The sequence below is a fragment of the Sorangium sp. So ce1504 genome, from assembly GCF_051521635.1.
Taxonomy (GTDB): Bacteria; Myxococcota_A; Polyangia; order Polyangiales; family Polyangiaceae; genus Sorangium; species Sorangium cellulosum_B.
The window spans coordinates 254,689-280,933 of record NZ_CP150365.1; the positions used below are offsets into that span (position 1 = coordinate 254,689).

The 26,245-nt window shown below is 72.0% G+C and carries 17 protein-coding genes; 5 read left to right on the top strand and 12 right to left on the bottom strand.

Annotation, left to right across the window (positions count from 1 at the left end):
- Nucleotides 1-671: 671 nt before the first annotated feature.
- On the top strand, nucleotides 672-1,031 hold the full coding sequence (locus WMF39_RS01020) for an arsenate reductase family protein (RefSeq protein WP_437743687.1): 360 nt from the start codon (nucleotides 672-674) through the stop codon (nucleotides 1,029-1,031).
- 145 nt (nucleotides 1,032-1,176) lie between these two features.
- On the opposite strand, the gene WMF39_RS01025 is transcribed toward WMF39_RS01020, so the two are convergent.
- Nucleotides 1,177-1,842, bottom strand: a complete 666-nt coding sequence (locus tag WMF39_RS01025) for a hypothetical protein (RefSeq protein WP_437743688.1) — start codon at nucleotides 1,840-1,842, stop codon at nucleotides 1,177-1,179.
- A 150-nt stretch (nucleotides 1,843-1,992) separates the two neighbouring features.
- Here WMF39_RS01025 and WMF39_RS01030 point away from each other — a divergent pair, with 150 nt between their 5' ends.
- A complete protein-coding gene (locus tag WMF39_RS01030; RefSeq protein WP_437743689.1) occupies nucleotides 1,993-2,418 on the top strand; it encodes a hypothetical protein in 426 nt (141 codons plus the stop codon).
- A gap of 176 nt (nucleotides 2,419-2,594) precedes the next feature.
- On the opposite strand, the gene WMF39_RS01035 is transcribed toward WMF39_RS01030, so the two are convergent.
- Entirely contained in the window at nucleotides 2,595-3,497 is a 903-nt protein-coding gene (locus tag WMF39_RS01035; RefSeq protein ID WP_437743690.1) for a DUF4142 domain-containing protein, read from the bottom strand.
- On the opposite strand from WMF39_RS01035, the gene WMF39_RS01040 reads away from it, so the two are divergent.
- Both WMF39_RS01040 and WMF39_RS01045 read left to right on the top strand, forming a co-directional pair.
- Nucleotides 3,387-3,929, top strand: a complete 543-nt coding sequence (locus tag WMF39_RS01040) for a hypothetical protein (RefSeq protein WP_437748159.1) — start codon at nucleotides 3,387-3,389, stop codon at nucleotides 3,927-3,929. The genes WMF39_RS01035 and WMF39_RS01040 overlap by 111 nt on opposite strands.
- A 518-nt stretch (nucleotides 3,930-4,447) precedes the next feature.
- A complete protein-coding gene (locus tag WMF39_RS01045; protein WP_437743691.1) occupies nucleotides 4,448-6,805 on the top strand; it encodes an ATP-binding protein in 2,358 nt (785 codons plus the stop codon).
- A 63-nt stretch (nucleotides 6,806-6,868) separates the two neighbouring features.
- Here WMF39_RS01045 and WMF39_RS01050 read toward each other — a convergent pair whose 3' ends face one another.
- The 5 genes from WMF39_RS01050 to WMF39_RS01070 all read right to left on the bottom strand — a co-directional run bounded on the left by WMF39_RS01050 (nucleotide 6,869) and on the right by WMF39_RS01070 (nucleotide 15,044).
- Entirely contained in the window at nucleotides 6,869-8,071 is a 1,203-nt protein-coding gene (locus tag WMF39_RS01050) for an ABC transporter permease (RefSeq protein WP_437743692.1), read from the bottom strand.
- Nucleotides 8,072-8,154: 83 nt separating this feature from the next.
- Nucleotides 8,155-11,859 (bottom strand): PD-(D/E)XK nuclease family protein, encoded by a 3,705-nt coding sequence (locus WMF39_RS01055; RefSeq protein ID WP_437743693.1) that lies wholly within the window; start codon nucleotides 11,857-11,859, stop codon nucleotides 8,155-8,157.
- 104 nt (nucleotides 11,860-11,963) lie between these two features.
- Nucleotides 11,964-12,884, bottom strand: a complete 921-nt coding sequence (locus WMF39_RS01060; protein WP_437743694.1) for a hypothetical protein — start codon at nucleotides 12,882-12,884, stop codon at nucleotides 11,964-11,966.
- Nucleotides 12,885-13,095: 211 nt separating this feature from the next.
- On the bottom strand, nucleotides 13,096-13,515 hold the full coding sequence (locus WMF39_RS01065; RefSeq protein WP_437743695.1) for a hypothetical protein: 420 nt from the start codon (nucleotides 13,513-13,515) through the stop codon (nucleotides 13,096-13,098).
- Nucleotides 13,516-13,595: 80 nt separating this feature from the next.
- Nucleotides 13,596-15,044, bottom strand: a complete 1,449-nt coding sequence (locus WMF39_RS01070; protein WP_437743696.1) for a cytochrome P450 — start codon at nucleotides 15,042-15,044, stop codon at nucleotides 13,596-13,598.
- 541 nt (nucleotides 15,045-15,585) lie between these two features.
- On the opposite strand from WMF39_RS01070, the gene WMF39_RS01075 reads away from it, so the two are divergent.
- Complete coding sequence (locus WMF39_RS01075; protein ID WP_437743697.1) at nucleotides 15,586-16,539, top strand: S1 family peptidase; 954 nt, start codon at nucleotides 15,586-15,588, stop codon at nucleotides 16,537-16,539.
- 55 nt (nucleotides 16,540-16,594) lie between these two features.
- Here WMF39_RS01075 and WMF39_RS01080 read toward each other — a convergent pair whose 3' ends face one another.
- The 5 genes from WMF39_RS01080 to WMF39_RS01100 all read right to left on the bottom strand — a co-directional run bounded on the left by WMF39_RS01080 (nucleotide 16,595) and on the right by WMF39_RS01100 (nucleotide 26,137).
- A complete protein-coding gene (locus WMF39_RS01080) occupies nucleotides 16,595-19,432 on the bottom strand; it encodes a hypothetical protein (protein ID WP_437743698.1) in 2,838 nt (945 codons plus the stop codon).
- A gap of 279 nt (nucleotides 19,433-19,711) precedes the next feature.
- Nucleotides 19,712-20,338 (bottom strand): L-2-amino-thiazoline-4-carboxylic acid hydrolase, encoded by a 627-nt coding sequence (locus tag WMF39_RS01085; protein ID WP_437743699.1) that lies wholly within the window; start codon nucleotides 20,336-20,338, stop codon nucleotides 19,712-19,714.
- Nucleotides 20,339-20,691: 353 nt separating this feature from the next.
- On the bottom strand, nucleotides 20,692-21,921 hold the full coding sequence (locus tag WMF39_RS01090) for a radical SAM protein (RefSeq protein ID WP_437743700.1): 1,230 nt from the start codon (nucleotides 21,919-21,921) through the stop codon (nucleotides 20,692-20,694).
- A gap of 180 nt (nucleotides 21,922-22,101) precedes the next feature.
- Nucleotides 22,102-22,518, bottom strand: coding sequence for a GAF domain-containing protein (locus tag WMF39_RS01095; RefSeq protein ID WP_272097267.1), 417 nt, complete (start codon nucleotides 22,516-22,518; stop codon nucleotides 22,102-22,104).
- Nucleotides 22,519-22,585: 67 nt separating this feature from the next.
- Nucleotides 22,586-26,137, bottom strand: a complete 3,552-nt coding sequence (locus WMF39_RS01100) for an ATP-binding protein (RefSeq protein WP_437743701.1) — start codon at nucleotides 26,135-26,137, stop codon at nucleotides 22,586-22,588.
- Nucleotides 26,138-26,245: the final 108 nt, after the last annotated feature.

The following is a 26,245-nucleotide window of genomic DNA, read 5'->3' on the forward strand; positions in this document are numbered from 1 at the left end:
AACCGCTGAGGACGTAAATAGGAAAACGAATCGACCGCCGACATGGCGCATTTCCACGGCGTTTTTCGGTGTTGCTGCCCCGCTCGGCGCGGCGCTTTCTCGTTGTCCTCGGATGGCGGCGCGCGCGTGTGCGTTGCCGGACGAGTGTACGTCGCCGGACGAGCGGACGCGTCCCTTTCGATCGCGCTGCGGGGCGGAGAAGCGGGCGTTGGAGGGCGCGACGTGAGGGCGCTGGCGGAGGACCTCGTGAGGGGGCGCGCTCGAACCGCACGGGCGGCCTCGGAGGGGGCGGAGCGAGGTCGCGAGTTGCCGGGACCGTACGGCGGGGCAGCGGGGCCGGTCGAGACCAGAGCGGGCGGCCTCGGAGGGGGGCGGAGCGAGGTCGCCATCTGTCTGGTGGAGCGGCCGCGACGGGGCGGGATCGATCCGAGACGGCAGCGGACGGCAAAGCGGACGGCAACGTAGGTCGGGAGAATCGTAGGTCGGAAGAATCGACCCTTGCGCGCGGCGGCGCTGCTGCTGAGCCGCGCTTCGGGGCGATGCGCATCGGGCACGACGCGGAGCGTCCTGCGCGCCGCTGGCCCTGCGCCGTCCGGGCAGCGGTTGCTATGCTCCACGCCCGCGCTGCCCTCCGGAGCGCGCAGTAGCCATTCCACCGAGGAGCGACGCGCATGATCCAGATCTTCGGCACGGCCAAGTGCAAGGCGACGCGGGCGGCGCAGCGGTTCTTCGCTGACCGGGGCATCAAGGTGCAGCTCGTCGATCTGCGCGAGAAGGGCCTCTCCAAGGGGGAGCTCGCGAGCGTAGCGCGCGCGGTGGGCGGCGTGCGCGTGCTTTACGACGCGGAGAGCGCGCGGGTGAAGGAGCGTGGCCTCCAGCACCTCGGCCCGAGCGATGCGCGGATCGCGGAGCTCCTCGTCGACGATCCGCTCCTGCTCCGCACGCCCATCGTGCGCGACGGGACGCGCGCCTGCGTGGGCGCGGCCGAGGCGACCTGGAAGGCCTTCGCCGATGCCGCGAAGGGCGGGTAGCGGGAGGGCGGGCCAGGGGATCGGGGGAGGCTGGGCCCGCGCGCGGGCCGAGGCGGCCCCGAAGGGAGCGCGGTCATGCCGCGACCCGCGTCGCCGCCTCGTCGCAGGTGCAAGCGCAACGTTTGTGCCAATGCCGAGGCGGCAGTCAGCGCTCGGGGCGCCTCTCCTCGACGTGGTGCCGTCGACGCTCCACGCGATGCTTCTTCGCCGGCTTCGCCGGAGTCGCCGGCCTGACCGAGGCCCCCGCCTTCACCGTAGCCCCTGCCCTCACCGAGGTTGACGGCCTGACCGAGGTTGCCGGCCTGACCGAGGCCCCCGCCCGGACCGAGGCCCCCGCCCGGACCGAGGCCCCCGCCCGGACCGTCGCTGCCGGCCTGACCGTGGTTGTGCGGTGCACGTGGTGATGGTGATGGTGATGGTGGCCGTGTCGCTCGAAGCCGACGCGGTAGCGGACCAGGGCGCGCGGCTCGTCGCGGTAGTAGACCCAGCCGTGGTGCGACGGGTAGTACCAGCGGCCGTCCACATAGTAGACGTAGGTCCCGCGGTAGTACACGCGCGGGTAGGTCTCGACGTGGACCGGCGCCGCTGCGATGTGAACGACCGGCTCCTCGTACACCGCGAACTCCTGGTACGTGACGGTCGCATGCGCCGGCGCAGCGGCCCTGGTGTGGACTTCTGCCGCGCACCCGGTCGCGCCGAGGAGCGCGAGCGCAACGAGCGCGGCCAGCACGGCGAGCCTGCTGCTGCGCTGCTGAGCGCGCGCCGCAGCTCTGGGGGAGGAAACATCGAGGACTGGCACGTTCATCTCCATGGGGGTTCACAGGAGCAACTGCGGTGCCACCCGGCGAAGGCGGAGCGCCGCCGCGTGGCACCGCAGGGCGCCGCTCGCTGGTATAGCGCTTGCTGCCGTGCCGCGCATCGGCGCGACAGCGCCAGACTTGGATAAAGGAAGACGATCCCCATGAAACTTTCGAAGGTGCTCACCGGTCTCGCTGGCTGCGTCCTCGCCACTGCCTCGCTCACGGGGTGCATCGTCGTCGATCATGACGATGACCACGATCACCTCACGCGCGGCTCGCTCACCGTCGCCCTGACCATCGACGGCAGCGACGACCCGTGGGCGTGCTTCGATCACGACGTGAGCGGGGTCGCGGTCAGCGTCGAGGACGAGGATGGCTTCCTCGTCCTCGACGCGGTGGGGGACTGCGATGATCTCGGCCTCACCATCGACGGCCTCTCCGAGGGGTACTATGACGTCGATGTCTGGCTCGTGGATTTCGACGGAGACGCGATGAGCGACATCGTGCGCGTCGAGAGCGTGGACGTGCTCGACGGCGCCGAGACGCTTGTGGAGGTCGATTTCCCGTGGACGTGGATCGACTCATGACGCGCGCGGCTCGCCTGAGCGACCGCGCGCACGCGCCTACTCGCCCGCGATCGCGGTCACGAGACCATGGGCGCCGTCATTGGATCGGATAGGCGGGGTGGCGCTCGGGGAGCTCGGCGCTCGCGAAGGCCGCGAGCAGGCGCCGTCGCCGCCGCCCTGCGGGACATGAAGCCCTGTTACTGGGACTTCTGCGATTCCCCTTGCCGCTGCGCGTAGGCCTGGGGGCCTTGCTGCTGGCTGCGTTGCTGCTGTCCGCGTTGCTGCTGGCCGAGCTGGGCGCCCTGCCGCTGGCCGGGCTGCATCTGGCTGACCTGTCCGCGTTGCTGCTGTCCGCGTTGCTGCTGTCCGAGCTGGGCGCCCTGCCGCTGGCCGGGCTGCATCTGGCTGACCTGTCCGCGTTGCTGCTGTCCGCGTTGCTGCTGTCCGAGCTGGGCGCCCTGCCGCTGGCCGGGCTGCATCTGGCTGACCTGTCCGCGTTGCTGCTGGCCGACCTGGATGCCCTGCTGCTGCTGGCCGACCTGGATGCCCTGCTGCTGTCCGACCTGGATGCCCTGCTGCTGGCCGGTTTGCGCCCAGCCGAACTGTCCGCGTTGCTGCTGGCCAGACTGGGTGCCTTCCTGCTGTCCGCGTTGCTGCTGGCCGCCTGCCTGCTGCTCGTGGAGCAGCAAGCAGAACAGCTGCTCGGCCTCCGTCAGGTGCTGCTCGACGTCCGCTCGCATCGCCTTCACGCTGGTTCGTATCCTGGCGTTCTCCGCGTTCGCGACGCCCGGCACGTCGAGGAGCTCGAGGGCGCGGCGATGGAAGGAGATCTGAGCCCAGATGAAGGCCGTGTCGAACTCGGCGCCTTCCTCCTCTTCCAGCGCTCCGCTCACCTCGGTCGAGCTCTCGTCGAGCTCCCGGCAGCGCGAGCACGACTCCATCCTGATACCTGAACCCCTCGAGCCCGCGCCGAGCTGCTCGGACTGGGAGTGCTCCTCGACGATCTGCTCGGCGTAGCGCTTCACGTCCGGGGACTCGGCCTTGTCCAAGGCGATCTGCGACAGATCCACCTCCTTCTGGTGGATGAACGAGATCAGCATCGTGAGCTCAGCGTCCGACGGCTGCTGCGTCGCGCTGCGCTCTCCGCGGCCTCCCTGCCTGTCGCCCTGACTGCCGATCTGCCCGCGGCCCCCTTGCCTGCCGCCTTGATGGCCGGCCTGCTCGCCGCACATCTGCCTGTCGCCCGCGCGCTGGCCGCCGGCCCGTTCGCCGCCCTGTCTGCCGCCTTGATGACCGGGCTGCTCGCGGCCTCCCTGCCTGCCGCCGGCCTGCGCTCCACCGCCCCTCCCGGCGCCTCGCGCGCCGTCTCGGCCCGTCTGTCCGTGGCTCCTGCCGTCGGGGCCCGTGCCGGTCCGCTCTTGCCCATCCGTTCCATCGCGATTCGCCTCGGCGTCATCGTCGCTGCCCATGCAGCCGCCGGCCCCCGCGAGGACAAAGCTCCCAGCGAACATGATCGCCATGAGGCGACCTGAACGATTGCCCATCATTGCTTGCTCCTTGGCCGACACCGGCGCGCTGTCGCGCTCACCTGCCGGTTATCGGCCCCGAACATCTGGGTTCGGGAAGCGAGGATGGTGAGCGAGGTGGAGCCCTAAGCCTGCATCGTCATTTCCCCGAGCGCCCCTGCGCCCCCTGCGCGATCACGCCGAGAGTCGCAGTCCCGCTCGGCGTTGACCCAGACCCAGCCGGTGCGCAGCGGCCGGCCCGGCGCTCGACCTTGATCCCAAGGACCCGCTCGGGCACTCGCCCGCGCGACGGCGCGACGGCGCGCCGCCGCCGGCGCCGTCCGCCCGCGCCTGCGCGGCGCCGGACAAGCTGCCAGGCGGCCGGATCGCCGCCAGGCAGCCGGGCATGCGCGCGCCGCGCGCCGAGGAACCCGCTCGGCCGGGTCGCGCCGCCTTCCGCCGCGTCATCGATGCGCGTAAGCTCCGGCGACGTCCGACCGAGCGCCGCCTCGGCCCTCTGCCGAGGCGCCGGTCGCCGTCATCCTATGAGAACCTCCGCGCACAACGGCCCGTCTCCCGGGCCCGCCGCCCGCGTCGATACGACGGACATCGAGGCCCTGAAGCGTGAGCTCGAGCGGCTCCGCGCCGTCGGGTCCCGGGATCGCGGGTGGCTCGACGCCGTGCTCGAGCACAGCCCGCACGGCGTCATCCTCTGCGACGCGTCCGGGAAGCTCGTCCTGCACAACCGGGCGGCGGAGCGCATCTGGGCCGGCAGCGCCTCGACCGAATCGATCAACGACTGGACGCTGTATCGCGCCTTCCACGAGGACGGCCGCCCGTACGAGGCGAAGGACTGGGCCATGGCCCGCGCGATGTCCGAACGGCAGGTCATCGAGAGCGAGGAGACCCGGATTCAGCGCTTCGACGGGACGTATGGCATGGTCCTCGGGAGCGCCGCGCCCATCATCGGACCTGGCGGCGAGCTCGAGGGCGGGATCTCGGTGTTCGCCGACATCTCGCGCCTCAAGCAGGTCGAGGCCGAGCGCGGCGAGCTCGCCGCGCAGCTCACGAAGCGGGTCGAGGAGCTCGATCGCCGCGCCCGGCTCACCCAGGCGCTGCTCGCGGTCAGCACCGCGCTGAGCGGCGCCGTGACGGTCGAGCAGGTGTCCGCCGCCGTCGTGAGCGACATCCACCGGGTGCTCGGCGCCTCGACGACGATGATGTACACGGCGGACGAGGCGGCCGGCGTCGCGGCGCTCGTCGGCCACTCGGGGCTCGAGGAGCAGCGCACGAGCCCTTATGCGAGGGTGCCCCTCGACGCCCGACTGCCGCTCTCGGACGCGCTCCGGGAGCGCCGCCCCATCTGGGTGGACACGAGGCAAAGCCTGCACGCCGCGTACCCCGAGCTCGCGGCCCTGCGGCCTGTCCGCGACGACGTGAAGGCGCTCGCCGTCCTGCCGATCGTCGCCCACGCGGCGCTGCTCGGCGGCCTCGCGTTCTCCTTCGCGAACGATCGGGCGTGGAGCCCCGAAGAGCGCGAGTTCCTGCTCAGCGTGGCGGCGCAGTGCGCGTCGGCGCTGGACAGGGCGCGCCTCCTCGAGCGGGAGCGCGAGGCCCGGGCGCGCGCGGAGATGCTCGCGGCGGAGCTCGAGCGGCAGCAGGCGACGCTCCGCCTCCTGAGCGAGGCGGGCGCCGCGCTCTCCGGCTCGCTCGACGTCGCGTCGCGGCTCACGCACCTGACCCACCTGGCGGTCCCCACCCTGGCCGACTGGTGCGCTGTCGACATGCTGAACGGCGATTCCATCGAGCGCGTGGCCGTCCACCACTGCGACCCCGCGAAGATCGAGCTCGCCGAGCGCCTCCGGGCGATGTCCCCGCCCCGGCCCGACGCCCCGGCGGGCGTGTCCGCCGTGCTCCGCGCCGGTCGCTCCGAGTGGATGGCCGACATCCCGGACGCCGCCATCGAGTCCGCCGCGCTGAGCCCCGAGCACCTGCGCCTGATCCGGTCGCTCGGGCTGAGATCGTATGTCGTCGTCCCGCTCCGGGGGCGCGACCGGACCATCGGCGCGCTGACGCTGGTCCACGCGGAGTCGGGCCGCCGCTTCAGCCAGGCGGACGTCGCGCTCGCCGAGGAGCTCGGGAGCCGCGTCGCCCTGCTGATCGACAACGCGAGGCGGTTCCAGGAGGCGCAATCGCTCATCCGCGCGCTGGAGCGGACCAACGCCGAGCTCGACCAGTTCGCTTACGTGACAAGCCACGATCTGAAGGCGCCCCTCCGGGGCATCGCGAGCCTCGCCCAGTGGATCGAGGAGGACCTCTCGGACAAGCTCACCGCGGACACGCGCCATCAGATGGAGCTCCTGCGCGGGCGCGTGCGCCGCATGGAGGCCTTGATCGAGGGGATCCTGGCCTACTCCCGCGCGACGAGGTTCCGCCAGAAGCCGGAGAGCGTCGACCTCGAGAGGCTGGCGAGGGAGGTGGTCGAGCTCATCGCCCCGAGGCCGCCCGCGCGGGTGACGCTCGACGTGCCGCCGGCGACCCTGCGGACCTACAGGGTGCCCTTGCAACAGGTGCTCATGAACCTCATCACGAACGGCCTCAAGCACGCGGGCCGCGAGGACGCGGCGGTCTCCGTGTCCGCCCGGGAGCAGGGCGACAGGGTCGAGGTCTCCGTGTCCGACAACGGGCCTGGGATCGCGCCTGCGTTCCAGGAGAAGGTGTGGGGGATGTTCCAGACGCTGCAGGCGAGGGACAAGGTGGAGAGCACGGGGATCGGCCTCGCCATCGTGCGAAAGATCGTGGAGAGCCGCGGCGGGCGGGCGTGGGTCGAGTCGGACGGCAAGAGCGGCGCGACGTTCCGGTTCACGTGGCCCAGGAGGGAAGAGGCGGAGGGCGCCGCGTAGCGGTCGCGCCCGCCGAGCTGCCCGGGAGCGCGCTTCCAGCGACGGCGTCGGGGGACGAGGTGCTCAGTTCGAGGGCTTCGGCATCTGGAACACCACGGCTTCCTCTTCGGCTTCCACGTTGTTGATGTTCCAGTAGATGGACCCGCAGTCGACGGCGATCTCGAAGAAGTACGGCTGCCCGGTCGCGAGGGTGACCGTGTCCCCCATGCCGAGGTGCGCCCTCCGCACCTCGCCTTTCCCCTCGCTGTTCATGTAAACGGTCCAGTAGACGAACTCGTCGTCCACCGCGAGCGACTTGGCGACGGCCTGAGCGTCGACCGTGGTGGTGAAGGGCGGGGCGCTAGGCGCCGCGCTCGTCGCCTTGGACTGGACCGCGCCGTTGGTGTCGGTCACCCAGTGCACGACGCCGTTGGCGAGGACGAGCACGGTCGGGTTGCCGTTCGTCTCCGCGAAGACCTCGGCTGTCTCGCCGAGCGGATCCCTCGTCTTGCGCAGGATCTGGCGCGACCAGTAGTTGGACCAGTAGACGTGGGTCGCGTCGACGGCGACGCCGATCGGGTGGTCGTCGGAGGCGACCAGCTCGGCGACGGGCTGGCTGCCGTCGGCCTTGGCCCGCCAGACCGCCGGGGGCGTCTGCGTCGCCCAGTAGACGCTGTCGCCGAAGGAGGTGATCCGGCTGAAGGCCGTGACCGCCGGATCGCCGTTCTCCTGCAGGGGGACCTGCGCGATCTGGATCGGGCTGGAGCTCGGCGGCTCGATGGAGATCCCCAGCACGTCGCCGTTGCTCCAGTTGGTCCACGAGAGCTGCCCGCCCGAGTAGGTGATCCAGGCGGTATCCCCGAAGCCGAGGGTGCCCGGGAGCGTACGTGCGGCCCCGCCGTCCTTCGGGATGGCGACGATGGCCTGGTTGTTGGCCATGAGCACGAGATCCCGGGTGACCGCCATGCCCTTCGCGTTGGACCCGAGCTCCCCTGGCATCTGCGTGACGGGGCACTCCCCCGCGGCGCAGTTCGACGGGGGGCACGAGGGCGTGCCGCCGGCGCCATCGCCACCGTTGCCGCCGGTGCCATCGCCGCCGTCGCCGCCGTCGCCGCCGCCCGACGTCGTCTGGGCAGAGCCTCCGTCACCAGGTCCGGTGCTCGTCGTCGTCGAGGAAGCGGAGGAAGGCCCCTCCGTGCCAGGCTCGATGCCGAAAATGAGATTGCAACCGGTGCCCGTCGCCGCGAGCGCGAGGAGGGCGCAGGGCAAAGCGATCTTGCTGTGCATGATGGAGTGTATACATCCCCGGCCACGCCCCCGGCGATCGCGGGCCACTGTCCAGGGGCGACGCTTCCGTGCGACACCCGCGCTCACGCGAGCCGGCGGAGCTGCTCCAGCCGCCGCCGCGGCTCGATGTCGCGCCGCTTGATCTTCCCGGTCCTGAGCTCCTCGTAGGGCCCGCACACCGGCCGGTAATCGCACTGCGCGCACGCCCCCTCCGCCGGCATCGGCAGGAGGGCCGCCTTGTCGATCGCGTCTCCGATGATCCCCGCCACCTGGGCGGCCGCGTCGCGCGCCCGCGCGTCCAGGTAGATCGGCACCTCCGTGAACCCGCCGGCGGAGGTGCAGTAATAGAGCCGCCCGGACTCGACCTGCGTGCCCGGAGGCATGAGCTTCTCCAGCGCGAGCGCGTAGAGGACCGGCTGGAGCGTGCCGCCGCCGCTCACGACCGCGTCGCGCGGCGCCCGCGCCTTGCCCGTCTTGTAGTCGGTCGCCCGCATCGCGCCCCACACGCTCCGCTCGACAAGGTCGATCGAGCCCCGGAGCCGGACGCCGCAGTCGAGCTCCACGGGCGCGTCCGAGCTCCCCGGATCGCGGGTGGCGAGGCGGCGCGGCAGCCCGAACGACAGCTCGAAATGGATCGGCTCCCAGTCGCGGTCCTCCGCGGCGCGCCGCAGCCACTCCCGGAGGTCGGCCCGCACCGACGCGATGCCGTCGTCCCAGACGCGCCGGATCGCCGGCGCGAGCTCGTCCGCGTAGCGCGCGGCGACGCGGTCGAGCGCCCGATCGAGCTCGGCCCGGGCCTCGTCGAGCCCTGGCAGGCCGAGCGGCAGCTTGCCCGCGTCGCGCAGGGCGACCAGCACCTCGTAGAGCACGTCGTGCACGAGCCGACCGCGCTGGAGCGGGTCGAGCTCCTCGATCGCCTCGGGCGCCGGGCGCGGGGCGAGCCTGTGCACCGCGTAGAGGAAGAAGCGGTAAGGGCACGCGGCGAAGTGCTGGAGGGCGGTCGGCGAGAACGACCTGCGCCCGAACGCGTGCTTCGCGAGCGCCTCGCGCGCCTCCGCGATCGGCTTGAACAGCCCGTCGGCGCTCGTCCAGCCCGGGATCCAGCGCCGCGCGCGGAACCGGAGCGCCCGCGCGAGGTGGGGGTTGGCGTTGAGCAGGTAGCGCGCGGTGCCGACCGTCTGCGCCTCCGGCAGGCTGAAGAGCGTCTCGAGGAGCGCGAGGTCGTGCTCGGCCGCGTCGATGGCGTCCTCGGGCCGCGCGGGCGCGGGCCAGCCGATGCGCGCGGCGCCGCCCTGCTCGGCGCGGCGCTCGAGCTCCCCGAAGCCGGGCAGCCTGCCCTCGGCCGCACGCAGGAGCTCGAGGCCGTAGAACGAAGGCACCCGAGGCCGGGACTGATCCATGTCCACGCGCGGGTACGACACGACGAGCCGCTGGCGGGCCGCGCCGACCGCGAGCCGGAGCGCGAGGCGCTCGCGCGCCACGCGGTCGTCGCTCGTGTCGAGGCCCGAGTCGCCCCCGGCGATCGTCCGGCGGAGGGCGTCGCGGAGGATCGGGTCCTCGGTGACCTTCTGCGGGAAGATCCGCTCGGCGAGCCCGGGGACGAAGACCACGTCGAACGAGCGCCCGCGGGCGCCCTCGATGGGCGAGACGAAGAGGCGCCCGTCGCGGCGGGCGGCCGGGGGCAGCACGAGGTCGGTGAGGCGGCGCGCGAGGCAGAGGCGGATCTCGCCGAGGTCCACCGGGCCGACGTGGGCCATCGGCGCGAGCTCGGCGAGCACGGCGAGCACGCGCTCGGGCCGCCGGAGCGCGCGCGTCGCGAGGGCCGAGAGGCGGCGCTGCCACTCGCCGAAGGTCGCGCGCTCGCCCGGGCCGGGCAGCGCCGCGAGCAGCGGCAGCGCGAAGGCGCGGAGGGCCGAGAGGTCGGCGAGCGTCCGCGCGATGCGCGCGGCGTCGCGGTCCTCGGGGGCGCGGGAGAGCGAAAGCCGGAGCTCCCGCTCGAAGCCCGAGAGCCGCGCCTCCCACCGATCGAGCCCGCCGATCACCGCCGCGTCGACGAGGATGCGCTCCCAGCGCCGCGGGGCGCGCAGGGTGCCGTCGTGCACGGGCGCGTCGGGGCCCTGGGCTGTCGGATCGGGGCTCTCGACTGTCGGATCCGGGGTTTGGGCTGTCGGATCGGGATTTGGGTTTGTCCGATCGGCGTTCGGGGTTGTCGGATCGGTGTTTGGGGCTGTCGGATCGGGGCTCTGGACTGTCCGACCGGGGTTTGGGTTTGTCCGATCGGGGCTCGGGGCTGTCCGACCGGGGTTTGGGTTTGTCCGATCGGGGCTCGGGGCTGTCCGATCGGGGTTTGGGGTTGTCCGATCGGGGTTGGGGGCTGTCCGATTGGGGTTCTGGGCGGCCGGACTGAAGCTTTTCCCTGGCGGATCGAACCCGAGATCTTCCCCCGCCATGTCGTCGTCCGGAGGCGCCTCGTCGAAGCCGCCGCGCAGGAGCTCGGGGAAGAGGTCGTCGTCCGGCGGCACCCAGCGGTCGGCCTCGGGCGGGGCCGGCGGCGGCTCGCCCGCGGGCGTCGCGTCGGGGACCTGCCCGAGCGAGAGGTACTCCGCGAAGCGCGACGCCGACAGGTGCTCGGCGGCGCACGCGAGCAGCGCGAGCAGCGCGCGGCCCGCCGGGTCGGGCTGCACCGAGCCCTGCGCGAAGTGCGCAGGGATCCCGGCCCGGCGCAGCGCCTCGACGAGGTGCGCGCGGTACTGCTCGGGCGCGCGCAGGAGGATCGCCATCCGCTCGAACGGCACGCCGCGGGCGGCCTCGCGCAGCGCGATGCGCGCGAGCTCCACGCACTCCCGGCTCTCGCCGGGCGCGGAGAGGATCTCGACCTCGTCGCCGAGCCCGGGGGCCTCGTCGGTCAGCGGGTCGAACAGGTGCTCCTGCAGGCGGGCGAGCGAGGTGCTGGGCGCGACCGGCGGCGGCTCGTCGCCCGCGCCGTCGTCGGCGCCGTCGTCCACGCCATTGCCCGCGCCGGCGCCGTCGTGCGCGGCGGAGACCGCGGTCAGCGAGACCCGCCGCGGCGGCGATCGGAGCGCCGCCTGCAGGTGGCGCAGCGACGCGGCGTCGCCGGCCGGAACGGTGGCGAGCGCGTCCGGCGAGCGCGCGGCGACGGCCTCGAGGAGCTCGCGCTCCAGCGCGAACCGCACGGGCAGGTCGAGAAGGAGCATCGGCAGCCCGAGCAGCGGGTGGCGCGAGCGGGGGTCGCCGTCGTCCGCGGCCCGGGCGCGCTCGGCCGCGAGGCGCAGGACGATCGCGCGATCGGCGAGCCCCGCGTCGTCCAGGGTGGCGTCGAACGCGTGGGCGATGCGGTCGAGATCGGCCGGCGCGAGCGCGTCCGGCGCGACGCCGGAGAGCCGCGCCTCGTCGAGCGTCCGCGCGACGGCGCGCGGCAACCCGGGTCGATCCGCGACGCGGGCGAAGCGGCCGAGCAGCCCGTCCTGCGCGAGCCCGTCGAGGGTGCGCGCGCAGAGGGCCTCGATGGCGAGCGGGCTGGCCGGGACGAGGCCGCGCTCGGCGAGCGCCGGCATCGCGAGCGCGGCGGCGAGGCGCCCCAGGGTCAGCCGGTGCCAGCCGAAGGTGGCGCGGCGGCCGCGGATCGATGCGCGGGCGAGCTCGCTCACGGCCTCGACCGAGGCGCCGACGAGGAGCACGCGCTCGGCGGGGCGCCGGCGGCGCAGCCAGCCCACGGCCCGATCGAGGCGAGCGGCGGCGCTGGGGGAGGTGATGACGGCGTGGGACACGGGGTGGCTCGGGAGGCGGCGGAGGCCGATGGAGATTCGGTGGACGGCCCCGAAAGGGGTAAGGGGGACTAGCAGCTGGGCAGTCTGCGGCCGGCTGCCATCGCTCAGCTCAGCTCCGGGAGCACATCGGCGATCGATGCCGCGACGATGGCCCGTTCATGCCACCGTTCCAGGATCTCAGGATCCTTCTCGGCCAGGATGCGCTCACGCGCGGCGTCCGGCACGGCGATGCCGCGGACCCGGAGCGCGGTCAGCACGGCACGCGCTGCCTCCTCAGCGCGCCCCTCGTCACGACCTTCCTTCCGCTCCTCGGCGCGGAGCTTCTGCTCGTACTCCTTGAACCACGCCCGGATCTCTGCGCTCACATCGTCCTCCTCGTCGGTCGTCGGCTCCTGGATTCCGTGCCGGAAGTGTACCAGCAGCGGCGTGGCGACGCTCTTCTCCCAGGTATCGTCTGGCAGTGCCGCCAGATCCGTCAGCGCCTCGCGCAAGCGGCGGCCCGAGCCGAGCAGCCGCAGCGTTGTACGCGTCCGGGGCAGCTCCGCGAGCACCACCACGCGCATCACCAGGCCCGGTACGGCGTGGTAGACGCCGGCTTGCACCGGATCGCACCGGTAGGCGTCGAGCACCGTTTCAGGACGCCCCGGGCTGATGACGACCAGCGCAGGGAAGGCGACCGTCGGTTGCGGTGGCGTGTCCGTGTCCTCGTCCGGCGCGACGGAGCGCGCTGCAGAGCGGGCGCGGCGCTCGAGCTCGTGATGCCATGTGAGCTGCTTGCGCAGGCAGTGCCGGACCTGACGCAGGCTCGGCGTGCCGTGGAACGGTTCGAACAGGCTCGGCTCCGCCGAGAGCTCGCCGAGCAGTCCCATGGCGGCGCGTTCGGACTCCCGCGCGGGATCAGGCACGCTGTAGACATCGATCTTCTGTGTCGCCGCCAGCACCTCGACCTCGGTCTCGGCCGCTGAGACGAGGCTCAGCCCGTCCCGCAACAAGCTCTTGGTGAACTGGTCGGAGCGGTTGTGCATTTGCGCGCGACTCTAATTCATCAGCGCGGCATGTCCAGCCTTGTTCGGCACGAACCGGAGGGCCGCGACTTACGCTGCGAAAGTAGAGCTGTGCACGTAATGCGGCAGGAAAGAACATGCACTTACCGGTAGGGACAGCCAGTCGTGTGCAAATCGTTGTCGGTCGCGTGAGACTCCCGCTCGGCTGGGCGGGATGAGCACGACGCCCGGCTCAGGGCCTTCCAGGCCAATACCTGACGACCACGTGACAGTCGTCGACCTGCCACCCCTTGGCGGCATCCCAGCGGAGCTTGAACACCTCCCCGCTGGCGTCGAACTCGTCATCGTATTCGCCCGCGTCGAGCTGCAGCAGCTCCGCGTCCGGGCCCGCGCGGCGGAAGACCACCACCTGGAGCCGCGCGCTGTCGCCGGGCGAGTAGCGGAGCGAGGCCTCCGAGAACGCCCCGAGCTCCGTTAACGGCACTCCCACCTTGGTGCAGCCCCGCTTCGTGAACGGCTGCAGCTCCCCTATCTCCGGGAAGCCAGCGACGCGGACGGATGGCCTGAGAAACCATCCGAGCGCAAAGAAAACGACGGCGACACCGAGGACCAGGAGGTAGCGCAGCTTTGCGGATTGGAAGGAGATATGCACGTCGTGTCCCGATGGGCTCAGGGCGTCTGTCTCGGTGGGATCAACCCCAGCATGGCCCCGGAACGAGGCTCGATGGGACGTCAGCGGCGGCGGGGGGTGAACCGGACGAACAGCCCTTCAGGCTTCATCGTGAACCCGAGGAGCTCCTTCACGGGCCGCGCCGGGTCGACCAGCGATACATCGAAGTCGCGCGCGACCATGGCGCCCACCATGGCGCTCTCGACCATCGAGAGCGCGCGCCCGGGGCAGACCCGCGGGCCGCTGCCGAAGGCGAGGGCGGCGCGCGGGTCGTGCTTGCCGGCGCCCGCCGGCCGCGGCGTCAGCCAGCGCTCGGGCATGAACGAGGCCGCGTCGTGGAAGTGCTCCTCCTTCAGGGCGATCTGCCGCGTCAGCAGGATCATCCGCGCCCCCGCCGCGAGCCGCAGCGAGCCGACCACCGTGTCCGCGCACGCCTCCATGAACAGGATCGGCGCCGCGGACTTCAGGCGCAGCGTCTCCTGCGCCACCGCGCCGAGATAGCGCAGCCGCTGCGCGTGCTCCGGGCTCTCGGGCAGGTCCGCGTCGCCGAGCTCGGCGTCGACCTCGGCCCGCATCCGTGCTTGCACGTCCGGGCGCAGGGCCATGAAGTGGAGCATCCAGGCCATCGTGTCGGCCGTCGTGTCCTCCCCGGCGAGCAGCAGCGTGAGCACGTTGCCGAGCACCTCCTGCTCCGACAGCCGCGCCTTCGGGTCGTCGGCGTCGCGCGCCACGAGCAATGCCTCCAGCAGCGAGCGAGGCGCCGCAGCCCGCGCCGGATCCCTGTCGAGCTCCGCGCGCGTCGTCCGGAGGATGCCCAGCATCCGCGTGCGCACCTCCGAGAGCGCCTGATCGAGGGCCCGATCGGCGGGCAGCTTGACGTGCCGCCAGTACGGGAATGGCGCGAAGACGCGGCGGTTGAGCGCCGCGAAGACCGTCTCGAGCTGGTGCGACAGGGGGTCGGTGCCGCGCTCGATGAGGTTCATGTCGAGGCCGAACGCCACCGCGGTGGTGACATCCACCGTGTAACGGGCGAGGTCTCGCCGCGCGTCGACCGGCGCCCCCCGCGCGGCCGAGGCGCGCCATCGCTCCCGGAGCCGGCGGGTGATCGTGGAGAGCGTGCCGTGGCTCTCGCGCAGCTGTCCGGCGGTGAACGCGCTCATCACGAGCCGCCGCTGCCGCGTCCACTGGTCGCCCTCGGCCGAGAAGACGCCGCCGAAGCCCATCTCGTCGATGAGCTCCTGCAGCGGGCTCCAGCGGCGGAACTCCTTCGGCCTCTCGCGCAGGATGCGCTGGACGAGCTCGGCGCTGCCGACGACGACGACCGGCGCGCGGCCGAGCCAGAAGGTGTAGAGATCGCCATACCTGCGGTTCCAGCCCTCGAGCGTGAGGTGGAACTGGGTCGGCCGGATCTCGAGGAGGTTGCCGAGCAGCGGCAGCCTCCGGGGTCCCGGGAGCGTCGATAGATCGCGCATGCCCGCTGAAGGGGCGACTTCTGCTCTGGCGGTCTCCATGGTCTCCTCTCAGAGAGCGAAAGCGGTCAGCGCCGGCGCCGCCGCGGTCGAGGTGTAACGTAGCTCGTCCTGGCGTGTGCGTGGGCGCTCGCCGGCGCGCCGCCTTCGTCACGCGCCGGCATCGCGAGCACGGCGGCGAGGCGCCCCTGGGCGAGCGGGCGCGTGACGAAGGCGGCACGCCGGCCGCGGATCGACGAGCGGGGGAGCTTGGTGGCGGCCGCTGCCCCGCCCCCGGCCCTCCGCTATCGTGGCATCGGAGAGCGCGCGAGGGCCGCGACCGCGGCGCCATGCCCTCTCCGGAGCGGAGCGAACGTCCGCGCCGTCCCTCCTGCCGTGCTCGCCCCGACGAGATCCCCCCGCTCGCGCGCCATTCCAGGACTCCCCGCCGCGCCCCGCGGCCGACTCGCGCGCTCGCCGAGCATGGCGCTGGCACTGCGCTTGTTATGCCCCCCGCGCGCCCGCGGGTCCGAGCGGCGCCGAACCGCGGGCGCCTCCGCAATCCGCCGCTCTGGACACCATTTCTGGACGGAAAGGTTGCAGTATGAAGAATGCCATCCCGATCGCGATCCTGTGCCTCGGAGGGCTCGGCTGCGCGGACGCACCTCCCGCGGGCGACGGCGAGCAGCCATTGCTCACGTCCCGGCAGCGCATCGTTGGAGGCGCTGTGGACACGACGCACGCCTATGTCGTGGGCGTGGGCAATCGGAACCGGGCGTACTGCAGCGGGACCGTCATCTCGCGGCGCACCGTGATCACCGCGGGACACTGCCACGGCGCGCTCACGCGCGTCTTCTTCGGCCCGACCCTCGGGCGGCGGTCGGAGAGCGTGCGGATCGAGACGTCGCGGAGGCACCCCGCCTTCGATCCCGCAAGCCTCCAGAACGACCTCACCCTCCTCGAGCTGGAGAGCGACGCGCCCGTGCAGCCCGCGCCCCTCCTGCGCGAATCGATGGAGAATACCACCTGGTACGTCGGGCCGGACTACACCTTTGTCGGTTACGGTGTCTCCGACGGCGTCGCGGGGACGGGGTTCGGCATGCGCCGCGCCGTGACGTTCCCTATCGTGGCCGTCGGCCCCGCCCAGGTCGGCGGGACGCCGGGGACGATCGACGCGACCCAGTTCTATTACCAGGTCCCCGACATGAACACGTGCGCCGGCGACTCCGGAGGTCCGGCGTTCCTCGTGCGCGGGGGCGTCGAGCGCCACGCCGGCGTGACCTCGTTCGGCGACGACCCCTGCACGCTGGACGGGGTGCAGGCGCGCACCGATCTCGACCAGATATATCAGTTCATCCAGCCGACGATCGACGAGTTCGAGGCGGACAACCCGTGCCGCGCGGACGGCCTCTGCGAGGCGGCGTGTGACGTCGGGCCCGAGATCGTCGACCCCGATTGCGCCGATCTCCACTGCGGCCAAGATGGGGTGTGCGCCCTCGCCTGCGCGTTCCCGGCCGACCCGGACTGCGCGCTCCGCGCCGGCGTGCAGGTGCGATGACGGGACAGGTGAGGGCCAGCGAGCGCCGGCCGCGCGCCGCGCCGCGAGGCGGAGCTCAGGGCGTGTCGGCCGGGTCCGCCGGGTCGCTGCCGGCGCTCCGCTCGTCGCCGTCGAGGAAGCCGTCCTCGTCGCGATCGAGGCCGATGCGGTAGCCGGAGCCCGGCGGCGTGCACGTGTAGGTCAGGGGTCGCCCCGTCGCGAGGGCGATCTGGCGGAGCACCGCGTCCGGGATCGGCGGCAGCGCCATCCGGTCGGCGACGAACTGCCCTGCTCCGGTGTGAAGGAAGCCGATCTCCTGCAAGGTCAGGTGGCTCTTCGCCACGAGATCACACTCGCCGGCGTCCGCCCTGGCGATCAGGAGATCGACGCGCGGATCGGCGGCGGCCTGGTTGCCGGGCGTGAGCGTGACCTGCTGGCCGACGATCGGGGCGACGTTCGAGTCGAAGGCGAGCAGGAACGACTCGAGCTGCCGGCGGACCGCGTCGCCCGCCGGCGAGTCCGGCAGGCCGTTCGGGTTGTCCGGGAACGTGCCGAACTGGTTGGTGAAGCCGGTGAACGGCGAGAAGCCCATCCCGCGGAAGAACCGGAACAGCGTGTCGAAGCTGCCGTCGTGCAGGAAGCCGAACCCCCGCACCTGGTCGCCCTTGGGATCGTTGTCGCCGGGCAGGATGCCGAACAGCGGGGCGGCCATCCCGAACATCCCGACCTTCTGGTACATGTTGCGCAGGTGCGGCGTCTTGATGAGCTGCGGCTGGAAGTCGAACGTCATGTTGCCGTTCGCTCCGAAGAATCCCGGCTTGTCGACGCCGGGATTGCCCTCCGGATCGAGGACGTGACAGCCATTGCAGATGGCGGTGCCGTCCAGGTTGCCGCTCACGAAGGTGTCGCGCCCGGCCTGCTGATCCGGCGTGAGCGAGTTGTCCAGGCGGCGGATCGGGTTGGGCGGATAGGTCACCTGCAGGATGAAGTCCGCGAACGCCTCCATGGAGGCGGCCGGGATCGGGCCGCTCCGGCCGAGGAGGTCGGTGAAGCCGGCCTGGAACTTCATGAACGCGGCGCGCTCGTCGAACGAGCCGCTGTCCGGCTGCGCGGTGGGCGCGTCGTTGCCGCCGGTGCGATCGCCGCGCCAGTGCATGGGGCCGTGGTTGGCCATGCCGCGCAGGCTCTGGGTCGTGGTCGGGCCCTTCATCGGGTGGAACTCCCGGGGCATCGGCTGCTGCGTGAAGAGGTTGAGCAGCGGGCCGACGAAGGGGCCCGGGTTGGTCGTGACCGGCTCGTCCGGATTGCCGAGATCCCACCCGAGGCTGTCGAAGTCGCCGAAGATATGGCAGCTCGCGCACGAGGAGTCGCCGTGCGCCGAGCTCGTGCGCGCGTCGTAGAGGAAGCTCCGCCCGAGCGCGACGCTCGGCGGCTCGGGGCTGTACATCGCGACGTGCGCTGTCTCGGCCCGGGTCGCGGTGTCGACGATCGAGATGGAGTTGTCGAAGCGGGTCAGCACGAACAGCTGGCCTCGCGCCTCGTCGAGCGCGAGCCCCGACGGGCCGCCGCCGCTCACCTCGATGTGGTCGGAAGCGTCGGGCACGAACGTGTCGCTCTCGAGCGCGGCCGTGCCGAGAACGCCGACCTTGCTCGACCCGAGCGCGGCCACGTAGAGCGTCGCGCCGTCGCTGGTGACGGCCATGTCGACCGGCTGGGCCAGGCTCGCCTCGCTCTCGGCGTTCGGCGTGGGGGCGCAGCAGGCCGAGTAATCGATGTGTTTGTTGAGGTGCCGCGGCGCGACGCGCGGGGGGGCGTTGCCGGGGCGGAGCACCGTGATCCGGCTCTCGTGGAGGTGGCCCCGCAGGCTCTGCCCCGCGAAGACGCCGGGGCCCTCGAACCGCTGCTCGTTCCGCGCGTCGGTGTTGGAGACGTAGACCTTCCCGTTCACCGGGTTGACGACCATGTTGAAGAGGATCGTCCCGACGCCGGTGAAATGGCCCGAGGGCCCGGCGATCGGCCGCGGGGGGTTCGCCATGGCGTTGATGGCGAACACGTCCTTGTCGGGCAGCGAGAGCCGCACCGTGTCGTCCCAGGTGCGGCCGAGCTCGTCGACCCAGTGCGCGCCGTCGAACTTCACGATGAGGCTGACCTCGGGCGCCGGGTCGCCGAACGCGTTGGTCATCGGGCCCGGCGAGCCGCCGTTCGCCGCGCCGCCGTCGGGCACGAGCAGCTCGGTGACGACGGTGCTCCGGTTGCCCGAGTGGAAGCCGGCGGCGTAGACGCGCGCGCCGTCGGGCGTGGCGGCGAGCGCGCGCGGCGTGTCGGTGAAGAGGGTGAGGATCACGAGCGGCTCGCCGCCGAGCGACGAGCCCAGGTGGTTCGCGTCGAACACCCAGACGTCGGCCCGGCCCACGCCCGGCGTGGTGAGCTCGGGATCGTTCGGGTTGTTCTGGCCGCGGTGCGCCGCCGTGATGAACGCGCGGCGCCGCCCGGGGCCCGCAAATACGATGTCTCTCGGCTCATCGCCCACGAGCAGCGTGCGCTCGACGCGGCCGCCGTATCCGCCAGGGGACAGCTCGACGACGCTGACGCTGTCGGACAGGTGGTTCACGACCCACACCTCGGTGTCGCTCCGCGCCGCCACGGCGACCGGATCCAGCCCGACCGGTATCGAGCTCCGGTGGACCAGCGTGCCGTGATGGACGCGGAAGACCTCGAGGCGGCCATCCGGCGTGTTGAGCGCAAAGAGCAGGTTTCCGCTGGGAGAGAGCGCGAGCGGGCGCACCTGCCCGCTCTCGAAGAGCGTGGTTGACGGCTCGGCCAGGGCGGGGGCGCTGGCCGCGAGGACAAGAGACGACGCCGCGGCGGACAAAAGGCCGCCAGCGACCCTTCGCAGGGCGAACGATGACTTCATATGACCTCCTCGAGAAAGCGACTTCAGGCGATCGGGGATCGAGTGATCATTCAACAACTAACACGGACACGCTCTTTGGGGATCCAGGAAAGAGCATTTATGTTTCAATGTTGAAATGCGCGCGGCGCACGTCGTACACCGCCTCACGATCATGACCCTTTTCAGGGGTGCAGCGCGTCATGAGGCAAGCATTGAATGGCGACGCGCGCAGCCCACCGGCGCACCCGAGCGACGGGTGGTGAGCCCATGTGCGTTCTGCGCCGGCCGCGGAGCGCGACGCTACTTCTTCGCCGTCACGTACCGGAAGTCGCACCGCTCGGCGCCCGTGCCGAGTGTGCCCGTGCGGCGGAGCTCGATGCCGTGGAGCTCTTTCACCTTGAGGTCGTCGAGGCGGCAGATCATGGGGACGATCTCCGGCGCGCCGTGCCGCCGCGCGAACGCCACGATCGGGCACGCGCGCACGTCGAAGGCCAGGAGCGCGCCGGTGCCGCTGGCCTCGTCGAAGCGGATGCCCTCCGGCTCGTCCGCGCGCAGGCTCATCATGAGCAGGCTCCGCGCTGGTTTCAGCCGGAACATCACATCCATGGCGGCGCCGAGGAGCGGGCTCCGGTTCAGCTGCTTGCGGTAGAAGGCCAGCAGCATGTCCTCGGCGATGCGCAGGGCCGGCTCCCGATCCACGCCGAGGTCGTGCAGGAGCGCCTCGTAGATCGCGAGCACCGGCGGGCCGAGCTCGAAGAGCTTGCGATTCGTGCTGCTCCGGAACTGCGGCATCGTCGCCTCCAGCGCGAGATACCGCTGCTTGGCGTGCGTGTGGAGCTCCGCCGCACACGCTTCACCGAGCTCGCGCGTCGCGATGACTCGGCCTTCCGCAAGGATCTGCGCGAGACGTTCGGACGGCGACGACATGCTGGAAATTTACCACATGCGTCGCCGCGGCAAGCCTCCATGTGGGAGCTCTGTGATCGGATTGGCCGGCTGAAGTGGCCTGCTGGCCGGCCAATCGACTGGCCGGCCAGCAGGCCAGTCCGATCAGCGGGCGGAGCCTGTTCCAGCCGGCCTGTGCGGCCAGAGGGTCAGCTATGCTCCTGCGATCGGGGGAGTTCGGTAGGGACGCAATATGGCTCTACCGGGATGCGCGGAGCACCGGACAGGGCGTCTGGTGAAATGAGGCAGAAACCTCTCAGCAACAGGCCCAGTCGGCTCCCGGGCGGCGATGCGCTCGCGGGCTCGGCAGGAGCCGGGCGTCCGCCTGTGCGGCGCTACGGCGCTGCCGGTCCCCACAGCCCGGGCACGCGCGTCCCGCAGGAAGGGCACGCGCCGCCGGAGAGGAGGACCTCCTGCGTCTCGTAGTTGAACCGCCGCACAACGACCTCGTGGCAGGCGGGGCAGCGTGTATGCGAGAGCTCACGGACGCGGTCGGCCACGTTGCTGACGTAGACGTACTTCATCCCCCGCGCGTAGGCGACGCCCGCCACGTCCACGAGGAACGCCGGGTCGGTCGTCATGCGATCGCGCATCTTGTAACGCGGGTAGAAGGCGTTGAGGTGCCAGGGGATGTCGGGGTCGACCCCGGCGATCTCGGCGCCGAGGGCGCGGAGGCCGGCCGCCTTGTCGTTGAAGCCGGGGACGACGAGCGTCACGACCTCGACCCAGTAGCCGAGGCGCCGGGCCTCGCCGATCGCCGCGAGCACCGGCTCGACGCGGCCGCCGAGCGTCCGGTATTGATCCGCGCTCCACCCCTTCAGGTCGACGCGGAACACGTCGGCGACCGGGCGCATGTACGCGAGCGCCTCGGGCGTCGTGTTGCCATCCGAGATGAGCGCCGTGACGAGCCCCCGCCGCTGCGCCTCGGCGAAGACGGCGCGCGCCCACTCGGCGGTGATCATCGGCTCGTTGTAGGCGCTCGCGAGCACCCCGCAGCCCGCCGCGACGGCCACCTCGACGAGATCCGCGGCGCTGATGTCGATGGGCTCGCCGTCGCCCTCCGGCTCGCGGAGGGCCTGGGAGACCTTCCAGTTCTGGCAATAAGGACAGCGCAGGTCGCACCCGAACATCCCGAAGGTGAGGGACCTCGCGCCGGGGCGCACATGGAAGATCGTGTTCGTCTCGACCGAGCGCACGTAATGGCGCGCGACGTAGCCGAACGGGACGCGCAGCTCGCCGTCCTTCTCGAAGCGGATCCCGCACGCGCCCGCGCGCCCCGGCGCGAGGACGCAGCGGTGCGCGCACGCGGTGCACCGGAGATACCCCTCCTCGGGACCGGGCTCGTAGAGCGCGCCCGGCACGGTGCGGCGGGCGAGCTTCGCCGTGAGGGGCTCGCCCATGGCGCCGCCCTCGCCAGGCCCGGCCGCGGCGCGCTCGCACGCGGGCTCGTTCGCGGCGCCGCGCACGAGGTCCTCCACGCGGACGTGCGGGCGGGCGTCCAGATCGCGCGCGTCGAGCGGAGCGTCGATCGCGGCTTTCGGGGCGCTGCGTCCGTTCGTCTCCATGGGAGAGCGGGCATCGCTAGCATCGCAGCCGCGAAAAACAAGGGCCTTGTGGTGCGGTGGCGTGGCGGTACAGCTGGGCAGCGGCGCTGCGGCGGGCAGCGGCGCGGTAGGACAGCGGCGCTGTGGCGAGCAGCGGCGCTGCGGCGGGCAGCGAGGTGGGCCGGCGCAGGAGCGCTCTTGTCAGGCCGGCAGCGCGCCAGCGCCCTGCGCGAGCCGATCGAGCTCGTCCTGACCGAGCTCGCGCTCGCCGGCGAACGCGATCCCCACGACGGCGCGCACGCTCGCGGAGGCGTCGCGCACGGGCAGCGCCACCGCCGCCTGCGCCGCGACCGCCCTGGCCCCGGGCCGCACGTCGCCGGACGTGTCCGTCTGCAGGTTGCACGTCTGCACGGGCTGGTCGCGCTCCCAGGCGAGCCCGGCCATCCCCTTGCCCCGCGGGACGCGGCGCGTGATCTCCTGCACCTTCTCGGGGATGTTCACGGCGGCGGCCAGCGCGAGCGCATCGCCCTCGACGAGGTGCACCGTGCCAGCGATACCCCCGTTGTCGGCGACGAAGCTCCGAAGCCACGGCTCCAACGACTCTCGGCGCGCATGCATGCTCGCACCTTCGGCCGTCGCGGGGCCTGCGTCAACCCGGGGCAGCTCGCGGGACGCGCCGGATTCGTCAGGCCTCGTCCTTCACCCGCTTGGGCCAGCGCACGATGAAGGTGGCTCCTGCGCCGGGGCGCGACGAGACGGACACGCTCCCTCCGCGGCTCTGCACGATCTTCTTCACGACGGAGAGCCCTATCCCGGTGCCTTCCACCTTGTCGCGCGACTCGAGCGTATGAAAGAGATCCCAGATGCGCTCGTGGTACTCGGGCGCGATGCCGGGCCCGTTGTCGCTCACGGCGAACTCGACGTAGGCACCGGCGTCCTCCCACGTCACCTCGACGCGCGCGTCGCTGCGGCGCGCGTGCTTCAGGGCGTTGCTGATGAGGTTCTGGAACACCTGCTGCATCGGGACGCGCTCCGCGGCGATCGTCGGCATCCCGGGCGCGATGTCGACCCGGGCCCCCTCGGGCGGCGAGAGCAGCTCGACGACCTCCGCGAGCAGATGGCCGGTGTCGACGCTGACCACGTCGCCGCGCAGGCGCCCTGCCCGCGAGTAATGGAGGATCCCGTCGATGAGCGCCTCGAGGCGGCGCACGCGCCCGCGCAGGAGGTGGATGTACTCCTGCGTCTCGCCGTCCAGCTTCCCCGCAAGCGACTCCTCGATCCACTCGGACAGGTTCGCGATCCCCCGGAGGGGCGCCTTGAGGTCGTGCGAGGCGACGTAAGCGAACTGGTCGAGCTCCTGGTTCGTCTTCGCGAGCGCTGCGATGAGCTCCTCTCGGTGCTGGCTCAGCTGCTCGATGCGGCGCCGCGCGAGCACCTGATCGGTGATCTCGAAGGCGACCACCATGACGCCCGAGACGGCGCCGGAGGGGTCGCGGATGGGCTGAGCGACGTAGTTGAAGACGGCCTCGTCCACCGCGCCGCCGCGCCGGACGGGGATGGTCAGCTCGGTCATGCGCAGCGGCTGGCCGGCCTTGAGCGCGCGGTCCAGCATCGCGATCGCCTCGTGCTCGCCGAGCTCCGGGAACGCCTCGCGCACGCTCTTCCCGACGAGGTCCCGCCGGCCGACCATCTCGCAGTACGGCGGGTTCGCGACCTCGTAGCGGTGCTCGGGGCCGGCGAACACCGCGATGGGGACCGGCGCCTGCATGAAGAGGTCGTACAGCCGCTCGCGCTCGCGCTCGGCCGCTGCCCGCAATCGGGCGAGCTGGAGGTGCGTGGCGACGCGGGCGACGAGCTCGCGCGCGGAGAACGGCTTGGGGAGGTAGTCGTCCGCGCCCGCCTCGAGCCCCTCGACGCGCGACTCCTCCCCGGCGCGCGCGGAGAGCATGACGACCGGGACACCCCTCGTGCGCTCGTCCGCGCGCAGCGCGCGGAGCAGGCCGAAGCCATCGAGGTTCGGCATCATCACGTCGGTGAGCACGAGATCCGGCGGGCTGCGGCGCGCCGACGCGAGCGCCTCGGCGCCGTCGGCGACGGCCTCGACCGTCCAGCGCTCGCGCAGCACCCGCCCGACGTACTCGCGCATATCGGCGTTGTCGTCCGCGAGCAGGACGCGCCCCGACGGCCCGGCCGCGATCGCGGCGCCGTCGGACGATGTCCACGCCGCCGGGGCGAGGTGCTCGACGGCGTTATCACCCTCTGCGCCGGGGGGCGAGTCACCCTCTGCGCCGGGGGGCGAGTCACCCTTTGCGCCGGGGGGCGAGTCACCCTTTGCGCCGGGGGGCGAGTCACCCTCTGCGCCGGGGGGCGAGTCACCCTCTGCGCCGGGGGGCGAGTCGCCCTCTGCGCGGGGCAGCCAGCGGAGCGCCTCCTGCACATAAGGCGCTGCGCCCGTCGTCGTCGACGCCAGCGTCCGCGCGGCGTTCACGCGGTCCTTCGGCAGGTGCCCGGCCCCGCGAGGCAGGGAGACAGTGAACGACGTCCCCACGGAGAGCTCGCTCGTGACGTGGATGGTCCCGCCGTGGAGGCGGACGAGCTCGTGGACGAGCGCGAGCCCGATCCCGGACCCCTCGTGCGTGCGGGATCGCGCGCCCTGGACCCGATGGAACCGCTTGAACAGGTGCGAGAGCTCGCGATCCGGGATGCCCGTCCCGGTGTCCCGCACGGTGAGGTCGGCGCGATCGCCGTGCGCGCGGAGCGCGATCGAGACCGTCCCCTCGAACGTGAACTTGAGCGCATTCGAGAGGAGATTGAGAACGATCTTCTCCCACATGTCGTGATCGACGTAGATGGGCTCGGGCAGCGGCGGGCAATCGACCTCGAAGGCGAGCCCCGCGCGCTCCATCGCCGAGCGGAAGGCGCTCGCGAGATCCGCGGTGAGCGCGGAGAGATCGGTCGGCTCATACGACGCCTGGATCCGGCCCGCCTCGATGCGCGAGAAGTCGAGCAGCGCGTTGACCAGCTTGAGGAGCCGGACCGCGTTGCGGTGCGCGGTCTCGAGATCCGCGCCCGACAGGCTCCGCTCCGCCGACGCGAGGGCGTCCTCGAGCGGCCCGAGCATCAGCGTGAGGGGCGTGCGGAACTCGTGGCTCACGTTGCTGAAGAACGTGGTCTTCGCGCGATCGAGCTCGGCGAGGGCCTCCGCCCGCCGCTTCTCCTCCTCGTACGCCTGCGCGTTCGCGATGCTGGCCGAGATCTGGCCGGCGACGAGGTGGAGGAAGCCGCGGTAATCGTCGTCGAAGAGGCGGAATGGATTCAGCCCGACGATCAGGACCCCGGCGCGCCCCGTCTCGCCCGAAGGGGAGATCGCGAGCGCGGCCGCCCGCGTCGGCGGCCTTTGCCATGCGCCGGTGGGGAGACCCCGGAGGTGAGTCGGTATCTCGACGACGCGGCAGGACTCGTGCTCTCGCAGCACCGCGGCGAGCGGCCACGGCGACTCGTCCGTGAGCGCGATCGTCTCGGGGGCCGCGGCGTGCTCCCGCTCGAACCCGGTGCTGCCCGCGAGCTGCACGCGCCGCCGGTCCGGGTCGACGACGTAGAGGAGCGCGAACGGGAGATCCTTCGCGTTGGTCGCGAGCGAGCTCGCGCTGCGCGCGCACACTTCTTCCCACGAGCGCCCGTGCGCGGTCCGCGCCGCGAGGTCGCGGAGGAGCGAGAGCTGCCGCTCTCCGAGGATTCGCCGCGTGTCGTCGGTATTGGCGCAGAGGATGCCGCCCGTGCCGCCCTGATCGTTCGGCACAGGGCTGTAGGAGAACGTGTAATACGTCTCCTCCTGGTAGCCGTTCCGCTCCATGATGAGGAGGAGCGCCTCGTCGTAGGTGCTCTCGTCGCGGCGCATCGCGGACGCGGCGCGCGGCCCGACCTGGCCCCAGATCTCGCGCCACACGACGGACGCGGGCTGCCCGAGCGCCTCGGGGTGCTTGCCGCCGACGATCGACTTGTAGGCGTCGTTGTACAGATTGATGAGCGAGTCGCCCCACCAGACGAACATCGGCTGGCGCGACGTCAGGACGATGCGCACGCACGTCTTGAGGCTCTGCGGCCACGACGAGACCGGCCCGAGCGGCGTCTTCGACCAGTCGATCGCGCGCATGCGCGCGCCCATCTCGCCTCCGCCGGCGAGGACCGCGCGAGCGTCCGCGCGATCCGGCGGCAGGCCATCCAGCTCGAGCGACATGGGCCCTTTGTAGCGTGCGGTGGGTGGCGGGAGAAGGGCAGAAAACAGGGCGTTTCGGCTGCTCAGGGGAGCCCGTACACCGCGGAGGGGCCGGCGCGCCGGCGCCGC